The sequence below is a fragment of the Pseudomonas sp. SJZ079 genome (assembly GCF_007993865.1).
GTDB lineage: Bacteria > Pseudomonadota > Gammaproteobacteria > Pseudomonadales > Pseudomonadaceae > Aquipseudomonas.
In genome coordinates, this window is the sequence record NZ_VIUH01000019.1 from 14,753 (window position 1) to 32,014 (window position 17,262).

The following is a 17,262-nucleotide window of genomic DNA, read 5'->3' on the forward strand; positions in this document are numbered from 1 at the left end:
GCCGCTTTCAACGCCGCATAGCCTAGCGCAGTAGTTTTGCAACGGCCTGTTAGTGGTCCATCAGGCTGTCGACGGCATCCGGCTTATCGTGCACGCCGAACCTATCGACGATGGTGGCGCTGGCCTGGTTGAGGCCGAGCACTTCGACCTCGGTGCCCTCGCGGCGCAGCTTGAGTACCACCTTGTCCAGGGCAGCGACCGCGGTGATGTCCCAGAAGTGCGCGCGGGACAGGTCGATGACGACCTTATCAAGCGCTTCCTTGAAATCAAAGGCAGCGGTGAACTTGTCCGCGGAAGAGAAGAACACCTGGCCGACCACGCGGTAGGTGCGCAGGCTGCCGTCGTTGTCGACTTCGGAGTCGACGTACAGGAAGTGACCGATCTTGTTGGCGAAGAACATCGCCGCCAGCAGCACGCCGACGAACACCCCGTAGGCCAGGTTGTGGGTGTAGACGGTGACCGCGACGGTGGCGAGCATGACGATGTTGGTCGACAGCGGGAAGCTCTTCAGGTTGCGCAGCGAGTCCCAGCTGAAGGTGCCGATCGAGACCATGATCATCACCGCGACCAGCGCGGCCATGGGGATCTGGCTGACCCAGTCGCTGAGGAACACCACCATCAGCAACAGCACCGAGCCGGCCACCAGGCAGGACAGGCGGCCACGGCCACCGGATTTCACGTTGATCACCGACTGACCGATCATCGCGCAGCCGGCCATGCCACCGAGCAGGCCCGAGGCGATGTTGGCCACGCCCTGGCCCTTGCACTCGCGGTTCTTGTCGCTGCTGGTGTCGGTCAGGTCGTCGACTATGGTCGCGGTCATCATCGACTCGAGCAGGCCGACCACGGCCAGCGCGGCGGCGTAGGGGAAGATGATCGCCAGGGTCTCGAGGTTCAGCGGCACTTCGGGCCAGAGGAAGATCGGCAGGGTGTCCGGCAGCTCGCCCATGTCGCCGACGGTGCGGATATCCAGGCCGAGGTACATGGCCACCGCGGTCATCGCCAGGATGCACACCAGCGGCGAGGGGATCAGCTTGCCGACCTTGGGCACATAGGGGAACAGGTAGATGATGCCCAGGCCGGCGGCGGTCATGGCGTAGACGTGCCAGGTGACGTTGGTCAGCTCCGGCAATTGGGCCATGAAGATCAGGATCGCCAGGGCGTTGACGAAACCGGTGACCACCGAGCGCGAAACGAAGCGCATCAGCGAACCGAGTTTGAGGTAGCCGGCGCCGATCTGCAGTACCCCGGTGAGCAGGGTGGCGGCCAGCAGGTACTGCAGGCCGTGATCCTTGACCAGGGTCACCATGACCAGGGCCATGGCCCCGGTGGCCGCGGAGATCATCCCCGGACGGCCGCCGACGAAGGCGATCACCACGGCGATGCAGAAGGAGGCGTAGAGGCCGACCTTGGGGTCGACCCCGGCGATGATCGAGAAGGCGATGGCTTCCGGGATCAACGCCAGGGCGACCACCAGACCGGCGAGCACGTCGCCGCGGATGTTGAAGAACCAGGTGTTTTTCAGGCTGTGCAGCATGGCGTGTTCCCGATGGCGATGATCCGCTGGCGCATCGAGTACGCGGCGGCAGGGGCGAATGTCGGATGAGTGAGACGGCGTGTGCGCGATTGCAACACGAGTGCGGCGATTACAGGCCGGCTCGCACACGCAAAAAAGGGCGCACAAACTAACACAGCGGGGCCTGGCGCGCACTCGGCTTGGCCGCTCCAGCCGGCTCGAGGGCACGGGCGGGGCGTCGGTAACCGCGGGGTCTTTAGCGGGCCGCGACAGGCAAGGTCGAGGCGCTTCAGCTGCGGCGAATCAGCCAGATGCCCGCGACGATCAGCAGCAAGCCGCCGAGCTTGCCGAGGCTGATCGGCGCCTCGCGAAAGCCGGCCCAGCCGAAATGGTCGAGGGTCAGGGCCATGCTCAGTTGGCCGGCGAGCACTAACGCCATCAGCAGTAGGGCACCGATGCGCGGCCCGGCGAAGGCGGCGATGAAGATGAAGAAGGCGCCGAGCAGGCCGCCGCTCCAGTGCCACCAGGTCAGTCCCTTGAGGGCGCTGAGGGTGGGCGCTTCGCGCTGCACCAGGACCATCACCAGCAGCGCCAGGCTGCCAACCAGGAAGGAGATCAAGGCGGCGCCGAGCGTGCTGGAAACGTGCTTGGCCAACTGGCCGTTGATCCCTGCTTGCAGCGGCAGGCAGGCGCCCGCGACAAAGGGCAGGGCGAATAACCACCAGATCGGGGCGGGCATGGGCATCTCCAGCAGGGCGGGCGCGCCAGTATGCCGCAAAAGCTGCCGGCTCCGTCAGGACTGGTGCACCGCTGGTGATAGCGGATGCCAGGCGCTAACGGGGCGGGTACTGGCTGAGTACCTTGACCACCGTCTCGCGTAGCGCCGCGCTGCGCTCGGCCGGGCTCGCCTGGCTACTGCGCAGGGTTTGTTCGGCGCTGCCGCGCCATACCAGCTTGCCGTCCTTGCCGTCGAACAGGTCGATCTGCAGGGTGCCGACCTGATAATCCACGGTGCGGGTCTCGACATAGGCCGGGCCGCCCCAGACACCGCCCCACTGATGGCCCCAGCCCGCGCCCCAACCGCCGCCGTAGCCGGTGCTGATCTGCTGTTGGCGGTTATCGACGATCACCCAGGCCTGCACCCTGAGGTCGGCCGGGGTGTTGCCGGGGGCCGGGCGCAGGCCGTGTTGGTCGAGTTGTTCGCTGACCGCGGTGCGCAGACGCTGCTCGGTCAGGTCGCTATTGAGCCGTGGGTCGTTGGGACGGTATTGCACGGCCGGTTCCTGCCAGCGCCAGCTGCGGTAGGCGGCGAAGTCGCGGTTCGGGTCGAAGTCGCGATTGAGCTGCGCGGTCTGGCAGGCGCTCAGCAGCAGGGTGGAAAGCAGTAACAGGTGCAGGCGCATGATTGAGCCTCCCGAGATTAAAGTGCCGCAGGCGCCGGGCGTCTGAGGCTGGAACTGTTCAGTTTGGTGGATAGTGCTCCAGTGCGCGCTTGAGCGCCGCGCGCAAGGCGTCGGCGCGCTCGGCCTGGCTGCCGTCGCTGAGCACCTGCGCGCTGCCGCGCCACACCGCTTGGCCGTCGCGCGCGTCGAACAGCTCGATGCCCACCACGACCACCTCTTCCTCATAGGTGCGCACCAGCGGTGCGCTGCCCCATAGGCTCAAGTCGTCACCGTAGGGGTCATGCCGGTAACCGCTGGCGTAACGGTCGGCGACCTGGCGAATGCGCCGCTCCAGGCACAGGTCGGTGCTGACCCTGAGGTCGGCCGCGGTACCGGCCTGGACCGGGCGCAGGCCACGCTGGTCGAGCGCGTTGCTCAGCGCTTCCTGCACCAGGGCCGAGCTGGCCCAGGCGCTGCCGGTTGGTAGGCGGTCGTTCAGCCAGGCCCAGCGCTGGTAGCGGGCGTAGTCGCGCGGCGCCGCCGGGTAGGCGCTGAGGTCCAGCTGATTGGCCGCCTGCGCAGGGGCGGGGGGGATGGGCCTGGAGTCCGCGGTATAGGGGTTGCTGTTCTGGCACGCGACCAGTAAGGGCAGCAACAACAGGGGCAAGCGCTTCATTGCGTTCTCCGCCAGCGCCTTGCAGCGCCGCTGTGTAGCCCGGATGCAATCCGCGGCTTTGCCAGCTGTACAGGCCACCGTGACTCCCCGGCTCATTCCCGGATTACATCCGGGCTAGGGTCACGTCAGTTGGCCTCAACGTGGCGGTGGACCAACTCTATTTCCGGCTGTGCAGCCGGATGTCATCCGGGGTCTGGCCAGTCGTACAGGCCAGGTTGGCTCCCCGGCTCATTCCCGGATTACATCCGGGCTAGGGTCACGTCGGTTGACTTCAACGTGGTCGGCAGACCCAGTGCAGGTAGCGACCGAGGCCGGCAAAGCTCGGATGCCGGCGGTAGGCCAACTCCATTTCCAGCAGGTCAATCAGCTCGGCCTTGAGCTGAAATTCCGGCGGCATGTAGTCGTGAAAAACCCGTACGCCACTCTGACTTTCGACCTGCCAGTCGCCGTCGAGTTGCGCCGCCAGCTCACGCGGGTCGAGCGGTCGCTGCGGGGTCAGGCTCTGCTTTTCGCCGGCGAACTCGGCTTTACGCAGTTTGCGAAAGTGGCCCTTGAGCAGGTTGCGGTAGATCAGTGCGTCCTTGTTGTAGAAGGCCAGCGACAGCCAGCCAGTGGGCGCGCAGAGCTGGTGCAGCACCGGCAGAATTTTATGCGGTTCGGCCAGCCACTCCAGCACCGCGTGACAGATCACCAGGTCATAGGGCTCGGTGAGCTGGCCGAGCAAGTCCTGCCAGGGCGCCTGGATAAAGGTCGCCGCTTGGCCGGCGGCGGCAAAACGCTCGCGGGCACCGCTGAGCATCGGTTCGGCCGGTTCGGCCAGGGTCACCTGATGACCGCGCTCGGCCAGCCACAAAGACATATGGCCGAGGCCGGCGCCGATATCCAGCACCCGCAGCGGTCGGTCCGGCAGGGCCTCGGCGAGGTCGGCCTGGAGTACCGCCAGGCGAATCGCGCCCTTGGCCCCACCATAGATTTTCTCGGCGAAGCGGGTCGCCAGTTCATCGAAATGCCGATCGCTCAAGAAAGCCTCCAGTATCTGCTGCGCGTCGCGATAGCGGCGTCAGGTCCTTGCTCGAACCTCGCCGTACCGGCCTGTACTGCCTCGGTTCTCGCTGCGGCCCTTCCTGGCTCTCGAGCCGCTCGCGACGATTCTGCAGGCTTTCTCATTTGCCGAAACGCCTTTCGCTATCGGCCAACTTGGCCCGCACCGCCTGTTCCATGTCGATGCCCAGTTCGCTGCACATCAGCAACAGGTAGAGCACGATATCGCCGACCTCCTGGCCGGCATGCGCCAGCTGCTCGGGGGCGAGCCGGCGCGACTGCTCTTCGCTCAGCCACTGGAAGATTTCCACCAGCTCGGCCATCTCCACGCTGGCGGCCATGGCCAGGTTTTTCGGGCTGTGGAATTGTCGCCAGTCGTTCTGGTCGCGGATGGCGTGCAGGCGGGCGGTGAGTTCGTTGAGGTTCATACGCAGCTCCTTTCAGCCGCATAGCTTCGGCCGGAAGTCGTCACGGTGCAAGCCGGCGCAGCGTCGATCCGCGCGGCATGCCGGCGAACCCAGCGGCGCACGGTTAGTCCAGCGCTCGCCAGCTACCGGCCATATGCGCCAGCTCGTCCTGGCCGCGCAATTGGAACTGGCCGCCGGGCGCCTTGGCGCTGGCCAGCAAGCTGAGCGAGCTGGGCAGCAGCACCGGCTTCTGAAAGCGCACCTGTACCTGATAACCGGCGTTGGGCAGGCGCTCGCCCAGTTCGGCCAGGGCGCGGCCCTTGTTCCACAAGCCGTGGGCGATGGCGCGGGGGAAGCCGAACAGTTTGGCGGTCACGTCGAACAGGTGGATCGGGTTGTAGTCGCCGGCGATTTTCGCGTAACGCCGGCCGATGTCGCCGGGCGCCTGCCAGTGGGCGATGGTGGTCAGCGGTAGTTCGGCCTGTTCCTCGCGGACGGGTAGCGGGCCCTCGAGGTGCACGGCGCGACAGAGGATGCGGCTATCGCCCTCCCAGAGCAGGCCGAGCTGGTCCTGCAGGCGGGTGATCAGGCTGAACTGCGCGCCCTTTTCATGGGCCTGCAGCTTCTCCACCTGCACGCTGACGTCGAATGGGCCCAGACCGCCCAGCGGGCGCAGCACGCGGATCTGGTTTTCCAGGTGGACCAGGCCGAGCAGCGGGAAGGGGAAGCGCTGGTCGGTCAGCAACTGCAGCTGCAGGGCGAAGGCCAGCAGGTGCGGGTAGGTCGGCGGCAGCAGGCCATTGTCGGCGAAGCCGCAGATCTGCCGGTAACGCGCCAAATGCTCGGGGTCGACGCTGATCTGGCAACGAACGCCATGGCTCGGCAAGGTTTTGCCGGTGGCGCGACGGCGCACCAGGGCGCGCGCGAACAGGCCGGGCAGGGCCGGTGGGGCGAGCAGATCGTGCCAGTCGTGGGTCATGCGTCAACTCCTCTGCGTGAACAAGCCCGGTCGGCGAGCGCTGCGGCGGATGAGACGCGCGTCAGGCGCCCAGAAGGCTTTGCCCGCAGACCCGCAGCACTTGTCCGCTCAGCGCACCGGAACCGGGTTGGGCTAGCCAGGCCACAGCTTCGGCGACGTCCTGGGGCAGGCCGCCCTGGCCCATGGAATTCATCCGCCGGCCGGCCTCGCGCAAGGTGAAGGGGATGCCGGCGGTCATCCGGGTTTCGATGAAGCCGGGCGCCACCGCGTTGATGCTGATGCCGCGCTTGCCCAGTACCGGTGCGAAGGCCTGAGCCAGGCCGATTACCCCGGCCTTGCTGGTGGCGTAATTGCTCTGGCCGAGGTTGCCGGCGATGCCGCTGATCGAGGCGATCAGCACCACGCGGCCGTTGTCCTGCAGGGTGCCGGCATCCAGCAGCGCCTGAGTCAGCAGTTGCGGGGCCTTGAGATTGACGTCGATCACCGCGTTCCAGAAGCCCTCGCTCATCTTCGCCAGGGTCTTGTCGCGGGTGATGCCGGCGTTATGCACGACGATCTCCACGCCATCGGCCAGGGCCGCGACCAGTTGCGCCGGCGCGTCCTCGGCGCAGATGTCCAGCGCCACACCGCGCCCGCCCAGGCGTGCAGCCAACGCGTCGAGGGCGTCCTTGGCCGCCGGCACGTCCAGCAGCACGACCTCGGCACCGTCGCGCGCCAGGGTCTCGGCGATCGCCGCGCCGATGCCGCGCGAGGCGCCGGTGACCAGGGCCTGCTTGCCGGCCAGTGGGCGGGTCCAGTCCTTGACCTGTTCGCTGCAACGGCCGAGGCGCACGACCTGGCCGGACACGTAGGCACTCTTGGGCGAGAGGAAGAAGCGCAAGGCGCCTTCCAGTTGATCCTCGGCGCCCTTGCCGACATAGATCAGCTGGACGCCGCCGCCCCGGCGAATCTCCTTACCCAGCGAACGGCTGAAGCCTTCCAGCGAGCGCTGCACGCTGGCCGCTATCGGGTCTTTCAGCGACTCCGGGGCACGGCCCAGCAGTACCACGCGTGGGCAATTAGCCAGGCCCTTGAAGGTCGGCTGGAAGAAATCGCGCAGCTCGATCAGTTGCTCGAAACGAGTCAGGCCGCTGGCATCGAACAGCAGCGCCTTGAGCCTTGGCCCGTGCTCGGCGGTCCAGCGCGGCAGCGCGTGTTGGCCTTCGTGGGCGGCGTACAAGGCATCGGTGAGCTTATGGGCGAACGGCACTACGGCCTCGTTCAGCGCGCCCTCGCCGCCGATCAGCAGGGCGCCGTCGATCGGCCGCGTGCGCCCGCCGCGCCAGCGCTCCAGGGGCAGGGGCGCGGGCAGGCCAAGGGTTTTGACCAGGCGGCGGCCGGCTGTGGAGTTGGCGAAGGCGAGATATCGATCGGACATGGAACGGGCTCCAGCTGGCTGACTCCAAGGGTTGACCACAGGACTCGGTCGCAGGTTGCATGACCTGGCCGGGATTGCCTGGCGGGCGCATCGGCCGCTGTGATTTATAGGCGCTACGCTAGGGTCTGTTGCCGTTTCATTGCGAATGAAACGGTAACAGACCCTAGCCTTGTGCTCAGGCGTCTGTCGGACTTTCCCTCGCTACCGGCGATCAAGTCCGACAGGCTCCTGGCCCACTCATTTCGCAAGGAGTCCAGCATGACCCAGCTGCGTCGGGTCGCCATAGTCGGCGGCAACCGTATTCCCTTCGCCCGCTCCAATGCGGCCTACGCCACGGCGAGCAATCAGGAGATGCTGACCAGTGCCCTGGAAGGCATGATCGAACGCTTCAACCTGCATGGCGAACGCATGGGCGAAGTGGTCGCCGGCGCGGTGCTCAAGCACTCGCGGGACTTCAACCTGACCCGCGAATGCGTGCTCGGTTCGCGTCTGGCGGCACAAACCCCAGCCTATGACCTGCAGCAGGCCTGTGGCACCGGCCTGGAGGCGGCCTTGCTGGTGGCCAACAAGATCGCCCTCGGGCAGATCGAGTGCGGCATCGCCGGCGGGGTGGACACCACCTCCGATGCGCCGATCGGGGTCAGCGAAGGGCTGCGGCAGGTTCTCCTGGAGGCCAATCGCGGCAAATCCACCGGCGACAAGCTGAAGACCCTGCTCAAGCTGCGTCCCCGCCATCTGCTACCGTCGCTGCCGCGCAACAGCGAACCGCGCACCGGACTGTCGATGGGCGAGCATTGCGAGCTGATGGCGCAAACCTGGGCCATCCCGCGTGACGAGCAGGATCTGCTGGCGGTTGCCAGCCACCAGAAGCTGGCCGCGGCCTATGCCGAGGGCTGGCACAGCGACCTGATCAGCCCCTTCAATGGCCTGACCCGTGACCAGAACCTGCGCCCGGACATCGATCTCGCCAAGCTCGCCAGCCTCAAACCGGTGTTCGAGCGCGGCCCGCGCGGCACCCTGACCGCCGCCAACTCCACCCCGCTGACCGATGGCGCCGCGCTGGTGCTGCTGGCCAGCGAAGACTGGGCCAAGGCCCGTGGCCTGCCGATTCTCGCCTACCTCAAGGATGGCGAAGCGGCGGCGGTGGACTTCGTCAGCGGCGCCGAAGGCCTGCTGATGGCGCCGGTTTATGCCATGCCGCGCCTGCTGGCGCGCAACAACCTCAGTCTGCAGGACTTCGACTACTACGAGATCCACGAAGCCTTCGCCGCGCAGGTGCTCTGCACCCTCAAGGCCTGGGAAGACGCCGAGTACTGCAAGACCCGGCTGGGCCTGAGCAAGCCCTTGGGCGCCATCGACCGCAACAAGCTGAACGTCAAGGGCAGCTCGCTGGCCGCCGGTCACCCTTTCGCCGCCACCGGTGGGCGCATCGTCGCCAACCTGGCCAAGCTGCTTGCGGTGGCCGGAGAGGGGCGCGGGCTGATCTCGATCTGCGCGGCCGGCGGTCAGGGGGTGACCGCCATTCTGGAGAAATAGCGCCAGCACCCTGGGCGCAATACCTGGGTTCAGGTGCGGTGCTCACTCCCGGTAGCTCTTCTGAGCTTTTGCATCGCACAACGCAAAAAGCCAGATCATCACTGATCTGGCTTTTATTGCGCTGCAAGCGGGCGGGTTAACGGAAAGCCGGCACCACGTGCTTGATGAACAGCTCCAGGGACTTCTTCTTCTCGGCGTGAGACAGGCCGTTGTCGGCCCAGAAGCTGAATTCGTCGACGCCCAGTTCCTGGTAATGCTTGATCCGCGCGATGATTTCTTCGGGGGTGCCGATCATGGTGTTCTTGTGGATGTTCTCCAGTTCGAACTCCGGGCGCTCCTTGAACTTCTCTTCCGGGCTTGGCGCCAGCAGGCCGTTGACCGGGGTCTGCTTGTTGCCGAACCAGGCGTCGAAGGTGCGGTAGAAACGGGAGATCGCCTTGGCGCCAACCTTCCAGCCCTCGGGATCGTCGTTGCTGTGTACGTGGGTATGACGCAGCACCATCAGTTGCGGGCGCGGCACCTCGGGGTTGTTGGCCAGGGCGGTTTCGAACTTGTTCATCAGGTCGACCACTTCCTCGTCGCCCTTCATCAGCGGGGTGACCATCACGTTGCAGCCGTGCTTGACCGCGAAGTTGTGCGAGTCGGGGTCGCGTGCGGCGATCCACACGGGCGGGCCCGGCTGCTGGATCGGCTTGGGCGAGGAGGTGGCGGTGGGGAACTTCCAGATCTCGCCATCGTGGGCGTAGTCGCCCTGCCACAGCGCCTGTACCACCGGGACCATCTCACGCAGGTGCTGGCCACCGGAGGAGGCCGGCATGCCGCCCGCCATGCGGTCGAATTCGTACTGGTAGGCGCCGCGGGCCAGGCCCACTTCCATGCGCCCGTTGCTGATCACGTCGAGCAGGGCGCATTCGCCGGCCACCCGGATGGGGTGCCAGAACGGCGCGATGATGGTGCCGGCGCCGAGGCGGATGGTCGTGGTCTTGCCGGCCAGGTACGACAGCAGCGGCATCGGGCTCGGCGAGATGGTGTATTCCATCGCGTGGTGTTCGCCGATCCATACGGTGCTGAAGCCGCCGGCCTCGGCCATCAGGGTCAGTTCGGTGAGGTTCTCGAACAGCTGACGATGGCTGATCTGCTCGTCGTAGCGCTCCATGTGCACGAACAAAGAAAATTTCATGACGCTTACCTCGAAGCTGGGTGTATTCGGCCTCAGCGCTGGGCTGGCCACGTGGGTAAAGAGCGCTGCGCGCTGTATCGATGTGAATCTGCGGTGACGCCAGGGCAACCAATGATAAGGCTCCGCACATCGCGTATTAGTGGTATACCATAATACGGAATATCTGCAAAATATTTCTGCCCGTCGGACAGCCCTCACAGTAAGGATAGAGGATGAACATCAAGCAAAAGCTCACCCTGGCATTCGCGGTCATCGCCTGCGTACCGGTCGTTCTGGTCGCCGTGCTGATCATCCTCAATCTGCGCAGCGAGGCGCGCACGGACTTCCTCGACAGCAGTGGCCGGGAGATCCGTCAGGTCGACAATGCCATACAGTTGTTCTTCCAGGGCATCAGCCAGAACGTCGAGTTCCTCGCCGGCCAGCCGCAGTTGCAGGCCATCGATGGCAAGCTGAAAAGCTATGTCGCGGCCGATGCCGCCGGCACGCCGATGGGTGAGCAGGACCAGCAAGTGTTCGAGCTGTTCGCCGGCCTGGCCGCCAGCCACCCGGCCTATGCCTACCTGTCGCTGGGCACCCTTGAGGGCGGTTATGTGTTCTGGCCGGGCGATCCCAAGCTGAACAGCTACGACCCGCGCAGTCGTCCCTGGTATCAGCGCGCCATGGCTCAGCCGGGCCAGACCCAGCGCACCGAGGCCTATTACTGGGCGGATGATGACGTGGTACTGGTCAGCACCGTGCGCAGCTTCGCCAACCGCCTGGGCAGTCTGGGCGGGGTGGTGAATATCGACGTGTCGCTGAAGCAGCTCACCGACATCGTCAAGCAGATCAAGCTGGGTGACAGCGGCTACCTGATGCTGATGGAACACAACGGCGCGGTGCTGGTGGACCCGAGCGATCCCGCGCACAACTTCAAGAAATTGGCCGAGCTGGGCACTGCTTACGCCCAGCTCGGCAGTGCCGACAAGGGCCTGGTGGAGATCGAACTTAATGGTGAACGCTACATGGCCAATATCTGGCCTTCCGAGCAGTTGGGCTGGCGTTTCGTCGGCCTGATTCGCGAGAGTGAGGTGATGAGTGCCGCCACCCGCCTGACCTGGGTGATCGCCGGCATCGCGCTGCTGCTGGCGCTGTTGTTCGCCTGCGTCGGCGCCTGGTTCGCCGGGCTGATCGTGCGGCCGATCCGCGCGGTGGCCGGCGGTCTGGAGAGCATCGCCCAGGGGGAGGGCGACCTGACCAGCAGCCTGGCGGTGCGCGGCAGCGACGAAACCGCGCAACTGGCCGGCTGGTTCAATCAGTTCCTCGGTGCCATCCGCGAACTGATCCAGCGCATCGGCCAGGCGGCGGTGCAGATCCACCGGGCTTCCGGCAGCTCCAGCGCGGTCGCCCAGGACATGGCCGAGGCCGCCGGGCGTCAGCGTGAAGCCGTGGACATGGTCTCCACCGCCTTCCATGAAATGGTCATGACCTCCAATGAGGTGGCGCGTTCCTGCAGCCAGGCCGCCGACTCCGCCGATAGCGGCCAGCGCCAGGCGCATGACGGCCAGCGGCAGATCGATGCGGCGGTCACCAGCGTCAACCAGCTCAGCCATGAGATCGAACACTCGGCCAACGCCATGCAGCAGCTGGAGCAGGACAGCAGCGAGATCCAGTCGATTCTCGGCACCATCCGCTCGATTGCCGAGTAGACCAACCTGCTGGCGCTCAATGCCGCCATCGAAGCGGCGCGGGCCGGCGAGCAGGGTCGCGGCTTCGCCGTGGTCGCCGATGAGGTGCGCGCCCTGGCCAAGCGCACCGCCGACACCACCGGCGAGATCGATGGCCTGCTCGGCAAGCTGGCCCAGCGCACCCAGCAGATGGGCAAGCAGATGCACGGCAGCCTGGAGGTGTCGCAGCAGACCGTCAGCTCGATCAATGCGGCGAGCGCCAGCTTCGAGTTGATCCGCGAGTCGGTGGACGTGATTCGCGACATGAACAGCCAGATCGCCACCGCCGCCGAGGAACAGCATCAGGTCGCCGAGGACATCAATCGGCACATCAGCCAGATTCACGGCGATGCGCAACTGGTGGCCAAGCTGGCCAGCTCCACCAGCGATGACGCGCAGAAGCTCACCGACCTGTCCGATGAGCTGAACAGCCTGGTCCTGCGCTTCAAGACCTGATCGCTAGTCGTCTGGGCTCCGGCCAATGTGCCGGGGCCCAGGGATGAGGGATGAAAGGATGCATAGCCTGAGCGAACCGAGCGTCGCGTGCTGACGGCCACAGTCAGGCGCGTGCCGCCGGAAAGCGGGGCGCAAGGGAGCGAGGCTTTGAGTTAGGCGGGGAGTGGTGCGCTGGGCGTGCGAGGAGTTGCAACGCCAGCAGCCGCGCACGGCGGCTGGCGTGTGCGGCGGAGCGTTACGCGAAGGCTTGCAGGGCGCCCATCTTGCCGCGGCAGTAGATCATCGGCATCACCGCCTGTTCCGGCACTATCAGGTTCTTTACCGCGCCGACCAGAATGGCGTGGTCGCCGCCTTCATATTCACGCCACAGCTCGCATTCGATGATCGCCGTGGCGTTGCTCAGCACCGGGTTACCCAGCGCGCTGAGGCTCCACTCGATACCCTGCGCCTTGTCGCTGCCCTTGCGGGCGAAGGCATAGGCCTCGCTCTGCTGCTCGGCGGACAACAAGTGAATGGCGAAGCGCTTGCTCTTGATCAGCGCCGGGTAGGAGTCGGAGCTGTAGTTGGGGCAGAACAGCACCAGCGGCGGGTCCATCGACAGCGAGCTGAACGCGCTGGCAGTCATGCCGACGATGCCACCGTTATCGTCCAGGGTGGTGATCACGGTCACGCCAGAGGGGAAAGAGCCCATGACTTGTTTATAGGCATTTGCATCGATCATCTGGAACACCTCTGCAGAGCATGGCTGCACCCGGCAGCGCTGTGGAACGAGAGAAGGGCTGCCCGGCATGGATGACGGTGAGCCTGTGTCTGATGGTATACCGTAATATTGGCTATGCAAGTGGTTTTTTAGTGGGGCGAATGGTTGCCGACGGGCGTAGCAGACTCAGGGCGCTTTGCTGGATGGCTTGGAGTGTGCTTTCGGGCGGAGGTCATGGGGCACGAGGCAAGCCGTAGCTCGATTGCCTATGGTCGATGAGAAATGGCCTGGCTGCTGCCGAGTAACGGCCACCGGTTGCGCTGCCTGTTCCGATGGACTTCGCCGCCGCGAATGCCATAGTCTCGAAACACGCCGCCGAAGAGCCCGGTTCAGGCTGGTGTATAACGCCCTTATACGGTCACCCGACCGCCACAACGCCCGGCCTAGACAAGGGCAGATGAGAGGACAAGGAATGTTATCCAGCAAACTCGCAAAAGCGTTATCACACCACTTGGTGTCTATTTATCGTTATAGGAATTAGTCTAATTTTATGTACAACGCAATCAAGAAATTCGCCCCAATATTTTTCATCAGCACAGTTGTTGTGGCTGTTTTAAATTATTTCTCGTACCAAGCCATTATTCAAATAACCCAAGCACAAACCGATACCATTCCAACGAAGCTAATTTTAGAAATCATTACTACCATTGCAATTCATATAATTGCTCTCGCAGTGGTGCCATTAACTCTATCTGCAACAAACAGAAAGCTTACCAGCTACGTGGCGCTAGTAATTCTTGGCTCAATCTATACAACATTTATGACCGGAATGAATGCGGCAGGCCCAGCAGTAGCCATTGTTGCCTTCTGTTACTTGGCTTATTGCGGCTACACAAAGGCTCAAAGCATATTTCATTATTATCGAACCAAGTAATTACCGCGGTGAATTCCTATAACAAGGCGCTCAAGCCGCTCGTTTCACTCGCTGGGACCGGCAAAGTCGGCCCCTTAGCTTAACCGTCATACCCATTACTTTATACCGAGGTTCCAATGAAAAAAAATCAAGGAATTAGAACTTGGTTATGCGGACGCTGAAAATTACAAGCGCCGCGAAAACAAAGAGTTATTAAATAAAATATTCATTCGAGACTCACATCTAGATGATCTCTGTCAACCAAATATTTCATTTTTGATTGGTGAGAAGGGCACGGGCAAAACTGCTTATTCTGTATACTTGTCAAATAACAATTATAAAGAGAGTGTTGCAAGCACCAGATATGTAAGAGAAACTGAATATCAGAAATTCATTTCATTAAAAAGAGAAAAGCACCTAGCGCTTTCTGATTTTTCTAGCATTTGGAAGGTAATTCTTTATCTTCTAATATCAAAGCAAGTTCAAGAGCAAGAGGGTGCTATATCAAAGTTACTAAACTATACAAAGTTCGCCTCCTTAAATGCAGCAATCGACGAGTACTATCTCAGCGCATTTTCACCAGAAATAATTCAGGCACTTAGCTTTGTTCAGGAATCCAAGCTAGCAGCAGAGCTTCTTCATAAACATGCTACCTTGAAAGGTGAAGCTAAAGATTCAGTAACCTTTTCTGAAAGTCGCTTTCAGATAAATTTATTTTATATTCAAAAACAATTCGAAGAAGCTTTTTCTCAAATTCGCCTGACACAAAATCATATACTATTTATCGATGGTATCGATATAAGGCCATCATCAATCCCATACGACGAATACCTTGAGTGCATAAAGGGATTGGCGCACGCAGTTTGGGAAATAAATAATGATTTCTTCCCAACTATTAAAGGCGGAAAAGGAAGGATGAGGGCAGTTCTTTTAATTCGGCCGGATATATTCGAGTCTATTGGGTTGCAAAATCAGAACACTAAGATTCGCGACAACGCAGTATTCCTTGATTGGCGCACTGATTATATCAACCACCGCAGTTCTCAGCTTTTTGAAGTGGTTGATCACATGCTTGCCATTCAGCAAGCACCTCACCCCAAAAAGGGTGATGCATGGGATCATTATTTCCCATGGAACTCGCCCAATGTCTTTGACCAATACAATGCGCCGACGTCGTTTATCAATTTCTTGCGTTGGTCATATTACCGACCACGCGATATTGTCACGATGCTTGAACTTTTAAAATCAAATTCAAACGGGAGCAACAACGATGATTTCACAATTGATGACTTTGAAAATCCCCATTTCCAAAGGGAATACTCAAACTATTTGCTCGGGGAAGTAAAGGATCATCTTTCTTTTTATTACGGCTCAGACCAGTATGATATTTTCCTAAAATTTTTCGAATACCTTTCAGGAAAAGATACATTTGACTATGAGCTATACTTGAAGTCATTTAGTAGTTTGCAACTTCATATCAAGTCAATTTCGGCGAAGCGTCCTCAATTTATGGCAACCGCAAATGATTTCCTGCAGTTTCTTTTTGGTCTGAATGTTATTTGTTACATGGAACTCACTGCTGACAACAAGCAATTTATTCATTGGTGCTTTAGAGACAGAAGCTATGCCAATATCTCTCCAAAAGTTAAAACAGGTGCCAAATATCAAATATTCTATGGGCTTGCCAAGGCGCTGAATGTTGGAAAGGAGTTCAAGAAGGGTTTATAGCTATAACAACTCGCTCAAATCGTTCGCTGCGCTCACTGGGACGGGCTTTAGCCCAATGACATCAACTTAAGCCCCCAGCCCTGCCCGGGGCAAGCAACCCCAGAGCTTGAGCGCTCGGTTACAGCCGAACTGCCACCAGTTTTGCTCCCCGATTCAGCGCATATGCAGCCCTGACGGCAGCTTAATGGTCGCCGGTTCGCCTTAACGAGCGGGTTTCGCGTTTTCCGGGCGAGCGCGTGCCGGCCGCTTCTGGCCAGCTTTTTGTACGGCAGTTCGGGCGGTGGTGCGGGTTCTCAGCGTGTCGGTTTGTAGCCCTCACAACCACGGCTGGCCGCGCGCTTGCGCTGGCGTGGGTAGCTGCGTCCCGGACGCACGGCACTGAGGCTGTTGGTCATCAACGTCAGGACGTTGGCCAGGGGCGTACCAGCAGATCGATCAGGGTGTTCTTGAGGCGTGATACGCCTTGGGTGAAGTTCACCTTCCAGCGCAGCTTACGGTCTTTGTGGCGCTGCTCGATGACCGGTTGCAGCAGGTGCTGCATCAGCAGCGCCAGGTTCTTCAGCAGTTGTCTGGCGTGAAAGTCCTGCTTCACAGCCGTTACGCTACGGCCGCTGAAGTTATCCAGGCAGAGCGTCTGCTTGAGGCGGCGGTAGTCCGTTTCGATACCCCAGCGGCGGTGGTAGATATCCGCGAACACCTCGGTCGGGAAGGCCTGTCGATCCAGCAGGGAGGTCACCAGCACTTCGCTTTCACCGCTCGCTAGTTCGACCCGGATCAGGCGCAATTCGACCCGGCCCGTGGGATCGACGCCGGCCTCGGTACAGAACAGGCGCGCCTCGGGATGACTGGCGGCGAAGAACAGTGTGTCTTCGACCTGACCCGAGCGGAGAAACTGATTGATCTGCGCGTTGTAGCCACAAGGCAGACGCATCAGGAAATGCCGCCTTTGCTGCTCGAACAGTGCGAATAGCCAGTGCCCGGGGTAGCCGCGATCAAACAGCGTCAGGCTGTCGGCGGGCAGATGCGCGAGGTGCAGGTGGGCGCAATCGCGCTCGCCAACCTCGATGGGCACGATCAGGCTATGCAGCGTCTGGCCGTCGGCGACGTCGTAGAGCATGGACAGGCGGGCAACGGGAAATTCGGAGTGGCTGCCAAAGAAGCGCGTCATGGCCGGCTCCAGCGGCAAATGAACGGTCGAACCATCCACGGCGAGTACGCGTAGCCCACGCCACCTCTGGCGCAGTCCGAGGTTGTCGATCTGTTGCTGAAGGGCTTGGTTGAGGCTCTCGAAGACCTCGGGCTTGAGCTTGCTGCGAGCCTTGCTGAAGGCCTGCGCAGTGACCACCTGGGACTCGGTCGAGGCCTGGTTGAGCACGCGATAGAACTGATCGAGTTCGGTTTGTAGGGCGGTGCGCGGCTGATTGAGCAAGAACAGAACGAGATTCTTGAAGGTCAGCTGGCGTCGACGGGTAAAGTCTTGAGGGTGCCGGCGGTGGGTAGCGATGAAGGTGGGACAATCTAGCTGGCTGGTTATTTTTTGTACAATTTTCAAGCCAGGGTTTGCTGGGCGGTGTCAAACAGTGTGGAATGAGGGGCCAAAAGGGTTTCTCCTATGCGCTGAATTGAGC

Annotated in this window: 13 protein-coding genes and 3 pseudogenes; 5 read left to right on the forward strand and 11 right to left on the reverse strand. The window is 61.8% G+C overall.

Going from position 1 to position 17,262, the window contains the following annotated elements; all coding sequences use genetic code 11:
• Nucleotides 1-49: 49 nt before the first annotated feature.
• From FBY03_RS16455 to FBY03_RS16490, 8 genes are all read right to left on the reverse strand, one after another.
• Nucleotides 50-1,537, reverse strand: coding sequence for a SulP family inorganic anion transporter (locus FBY03_RS16455; RefSeq protein ID WP_147173442.1), 1,488 nt, complete (start codon nt 1,535-1,537; stop codon nt 50-52).
• A gap of 268 nt (nt 1,538-1,805) precedes the next feature.
• Entirely contained in the window at nt 1,806-2,255 is a 450-nt protein-coding gene (locus FBY03_RS16460) for a DMT family transporter (protein ID WP_147173443.1), read from the reverse strand.
• A 94-nt stretch (nt 2,256-2,349) separates the two neighbouring features.
• Nucleotides 2,350-2,922, reverse strand: coding sequence for a DUF4136 domain-containing protein (locus FBY03_RS16465; RefSeq protein WP_256677956.1), 573 nt, complete (start codon nt 2,920-2,922; stop codon nt 2,350-2,352).
• Between the two features lie 55 nt (nt 2,923-2,977).
• Complete coding sequence (locus tag FBY03_RS16470) at nt 2,978-3,574, reverse strand: DUF4136 domain-containing protein (protein WP_147173445.1); 597 nt, start codon at nt 3,572-3,574, stop codon at nt 2,978-2,980.
• Between the two features lie 271 nt (nt 3,575-3,845).
• The gene (locus tag FBY03_RS16475) at nt 3,846-4,595 is read right to left on the reverse strand and encodes a methyltransferase (protein WP_147173446.1); all 750 of its coding nucleotides are present in this window, start codon (nt 4,593-4,595) and stop codon (nt 3,846-3,848) included.
• Between the two features lie 142 nt (nt 4,596-4,737).
• Entirely contained in the window at nt 4,738-5,043 is a 306-nt protein-coding gene (locus FBY03_RS16480) for a nucleotide pyrophosphohydrolase (protein WP_147173447.1), read from the reverse strand.
• A gap of 103 nt (nt 5,044-5,146) precedes the next feature.
• The gene (locus tag FBY03_RS16485; RefSeq protein WP_147173448.1) at nt 5,147-6,001 is read right to left on the reverse strand and encodes a MaoC/PaaZ C-terminal domain-containing protein; all 855 of its coding nucleotides are present in this window, start codon (nt 5,999-6,001) and stop codon (nt 5,147-5,149) included.
• A 61-nt stretch (nt 6,002-6,062) separates the two neighbouring features.
• The gene (locus tag FBY03_RS16490) at nt 6,063-7,418 is read right to left on the reverse strand and encodes a 3-oxoacyl-ACP reductase (RefSeq protein ID WP_147173449.1); all 1,356 of its coding nucleotides are present in this window, start codon (nt 7,416-7,418) and stop codon (nt 6,063-6,065) included.
• A gap of 258 nt (nt 7,419-7,676) precedes the next feature.
• Here FBY03_RS16490 and FBY03_RS16495 point away from each other — a divergent pair, with 258 nt between their 5' ends.
• Nucleotides 7,677-8,954, forward strand: coding sequence for an acetyl-CoA C-acetyltransferase (locus FBY03_RS16495; protein ID WP_147173450.1), 1,278 nt, complete (start codon nt 7,677-7,679; stop codon nt 8,952-8,954).
• Between the two features lie 136 nt (nt 8,955-9,090).
• Here FBY03_RS16495 and FBY03_RS16500 read toward each other — a convergent pair whose 3' ends face one another.
• Nucleotides 9,091-10,134, reverse strand: coding sequence for an LLM class flavin-dependent oxidoreductase (locus tag FBY03_RS16500; protein WP_147173451.1), 1,044 nt, complete (start codon nt 10,132-10,134; stop codon nt 9,091-9,093).
• 212 nt (nt 10,135-10,346) lie between these two features.
• On the opposite strand from FBY03_RS16500, the pseudogene FBY03_RS23535 reads away from it, so the two are divergent.
• A pseudogene (locus tag FBY03_RS23535) lies at nt 10,347-11,438 on the forward strand (cache and HAMP domain-containing protein); the annotation flags it as partial.
• A 369-nt stretch (nt 11,439-11,807) separates the two neighbouring features.
• A pseudogene (locus tag FBY03_RS23540) lies at nt 11,808-12,293 on the forward strand (methyl-accepting chemotaxis protein); the annotation flags it as partial.
• A gap of 235 nt (nt 12,294-12,528) precedes the next feature.
• Here the strand turns inward: FBY03_RS23540 and FBY03_RS16510 are convergent.
• The gene (locus tag FBY03_RS16510) at nt 12,529-13,014 is read right to left on the reverse strand and encodes a flavin reductase family protein (protein WP_147173452.1); all 486 of its coding nucleotides are present in this window, start codon (nt 13,012-13,014) and stop codon (nt 12,529-12,531) included.
• Nucleotides 13,015-13,543: 529 nt separating this feature from the next.
• Between FBY03_RS16510 and FBY03_RS16515 the strand changes: the two genes are divergently transcribed.
• Nucleotides 13,544-13,927 (forward strand): hypothetical protein, encoded by a 384-nt coding sequence (locus tag FBY03_RS16515; RefSeq protein WP_147173453.1) that lies wholly within the window; start codon nt 13,544-13,546, stop codon nt 13,925-13,927.
• Nucleotides 13,928-14,053: 126 nt separating this feature from the next.
• Nucleotides 14,054-15,634, forward strand: coding sequence for a P-loop ATPase, Sll1717 family (locus tag FBY03_RS16520; protein ID WP_147173454.1), 1,581 nt, complete (start codon nt 14,054-14,056; stop codon nt 15,632-15,634).
• Nucleotides 15,635-15,927: 293 nt separating this feature from the next.
• Here the strand turns inward: FBY03_RS16520 and FBY03_RS16525 are convergent.
• Nucleotides 15,928-17,186 (reverse strand): annotated as a pseudogene (locus tag FBY03_RS16525) (IS4 family transposase).
• Nucleotides 17,187-17,262 lie beyond the last annotated feature (76 nt).

Excerpts from the sequence above, each read along its gene's own strand:
- FBY03_RS16455 (WP_147173442.1), bottom strand. The coding sequence starts at position 1,537 with ATGCTGCACAGCCTGAAAAACACCTGGTTCTTCAACATCCGCGGCGAC.
- FBY03_RS16460 (WP_147173443.1), bottom strand. The coding sequence starts at position 2,255 with ATGCCCGCCCCGATCTGGTGGTTATTCGCCCTGCCCTTTGTCGCGGGC.
- FBY03_RS16470 (WP_147173445.1), bottom strand. The coding sequence starts at position 3,574 with ATGAAGCGCTTGCCCCTGTTGTTGCTGCCCTTACTGGTCGCGTGCCAG.
- FBY03_RS16480 (WP_147173447.1), bottom strand. The coding sequence starts at position 5,043 with ATGAACCTCAACGAACTCACCGCCCGCCTGCACGCCATCCGCGACCAG.
- FBY03_RS16485 (WP_147173448.1), bottom strand. The coding sequence starts at position 6,001 with ATGACCCACGACTGGCACGATCTGCTCGCCCCACCGGCCCTGCCCGGC.
- FBY03_RS16490 (WP_147173449.1), bottom strand. The coding sequence starts at position 7,418 with ATGTCCGATCGATATCTCGCCTTCGCCAACTCCACAGCCGGCCGCCGC.
- FBY03_RS16495 (WP_147173450.1), top strand. The coding sequence starts at position 7,677 with ATGACCCAGCTGCGTCGGGTCGCCATAGTCGGCGGCAACCGTATTCCC.
- FBY03_RS16500 (WP_147173451.1), bottom strand. The coding sequence starts at position 10,134 with ATGAAATTTTCTTTGTTCGTGCACATGGAGCGCTACGACGAGCAGATC.
- FBY03_RS16510 (WP_147173452.1), bottom strand. The coding sequence starts at position 13,014 with ATGATCGATGCAAATGCCTATAAACAAGTCATGGGCTCTTTCCCCTCT.
- FBY03_RS16515 (WP_147173453.1), top strand. The coding sequence starts at position 13,544 with ATGTACAACGCAATCAAGAAATTCGCCCCAATATTTTTCATCAGCACA.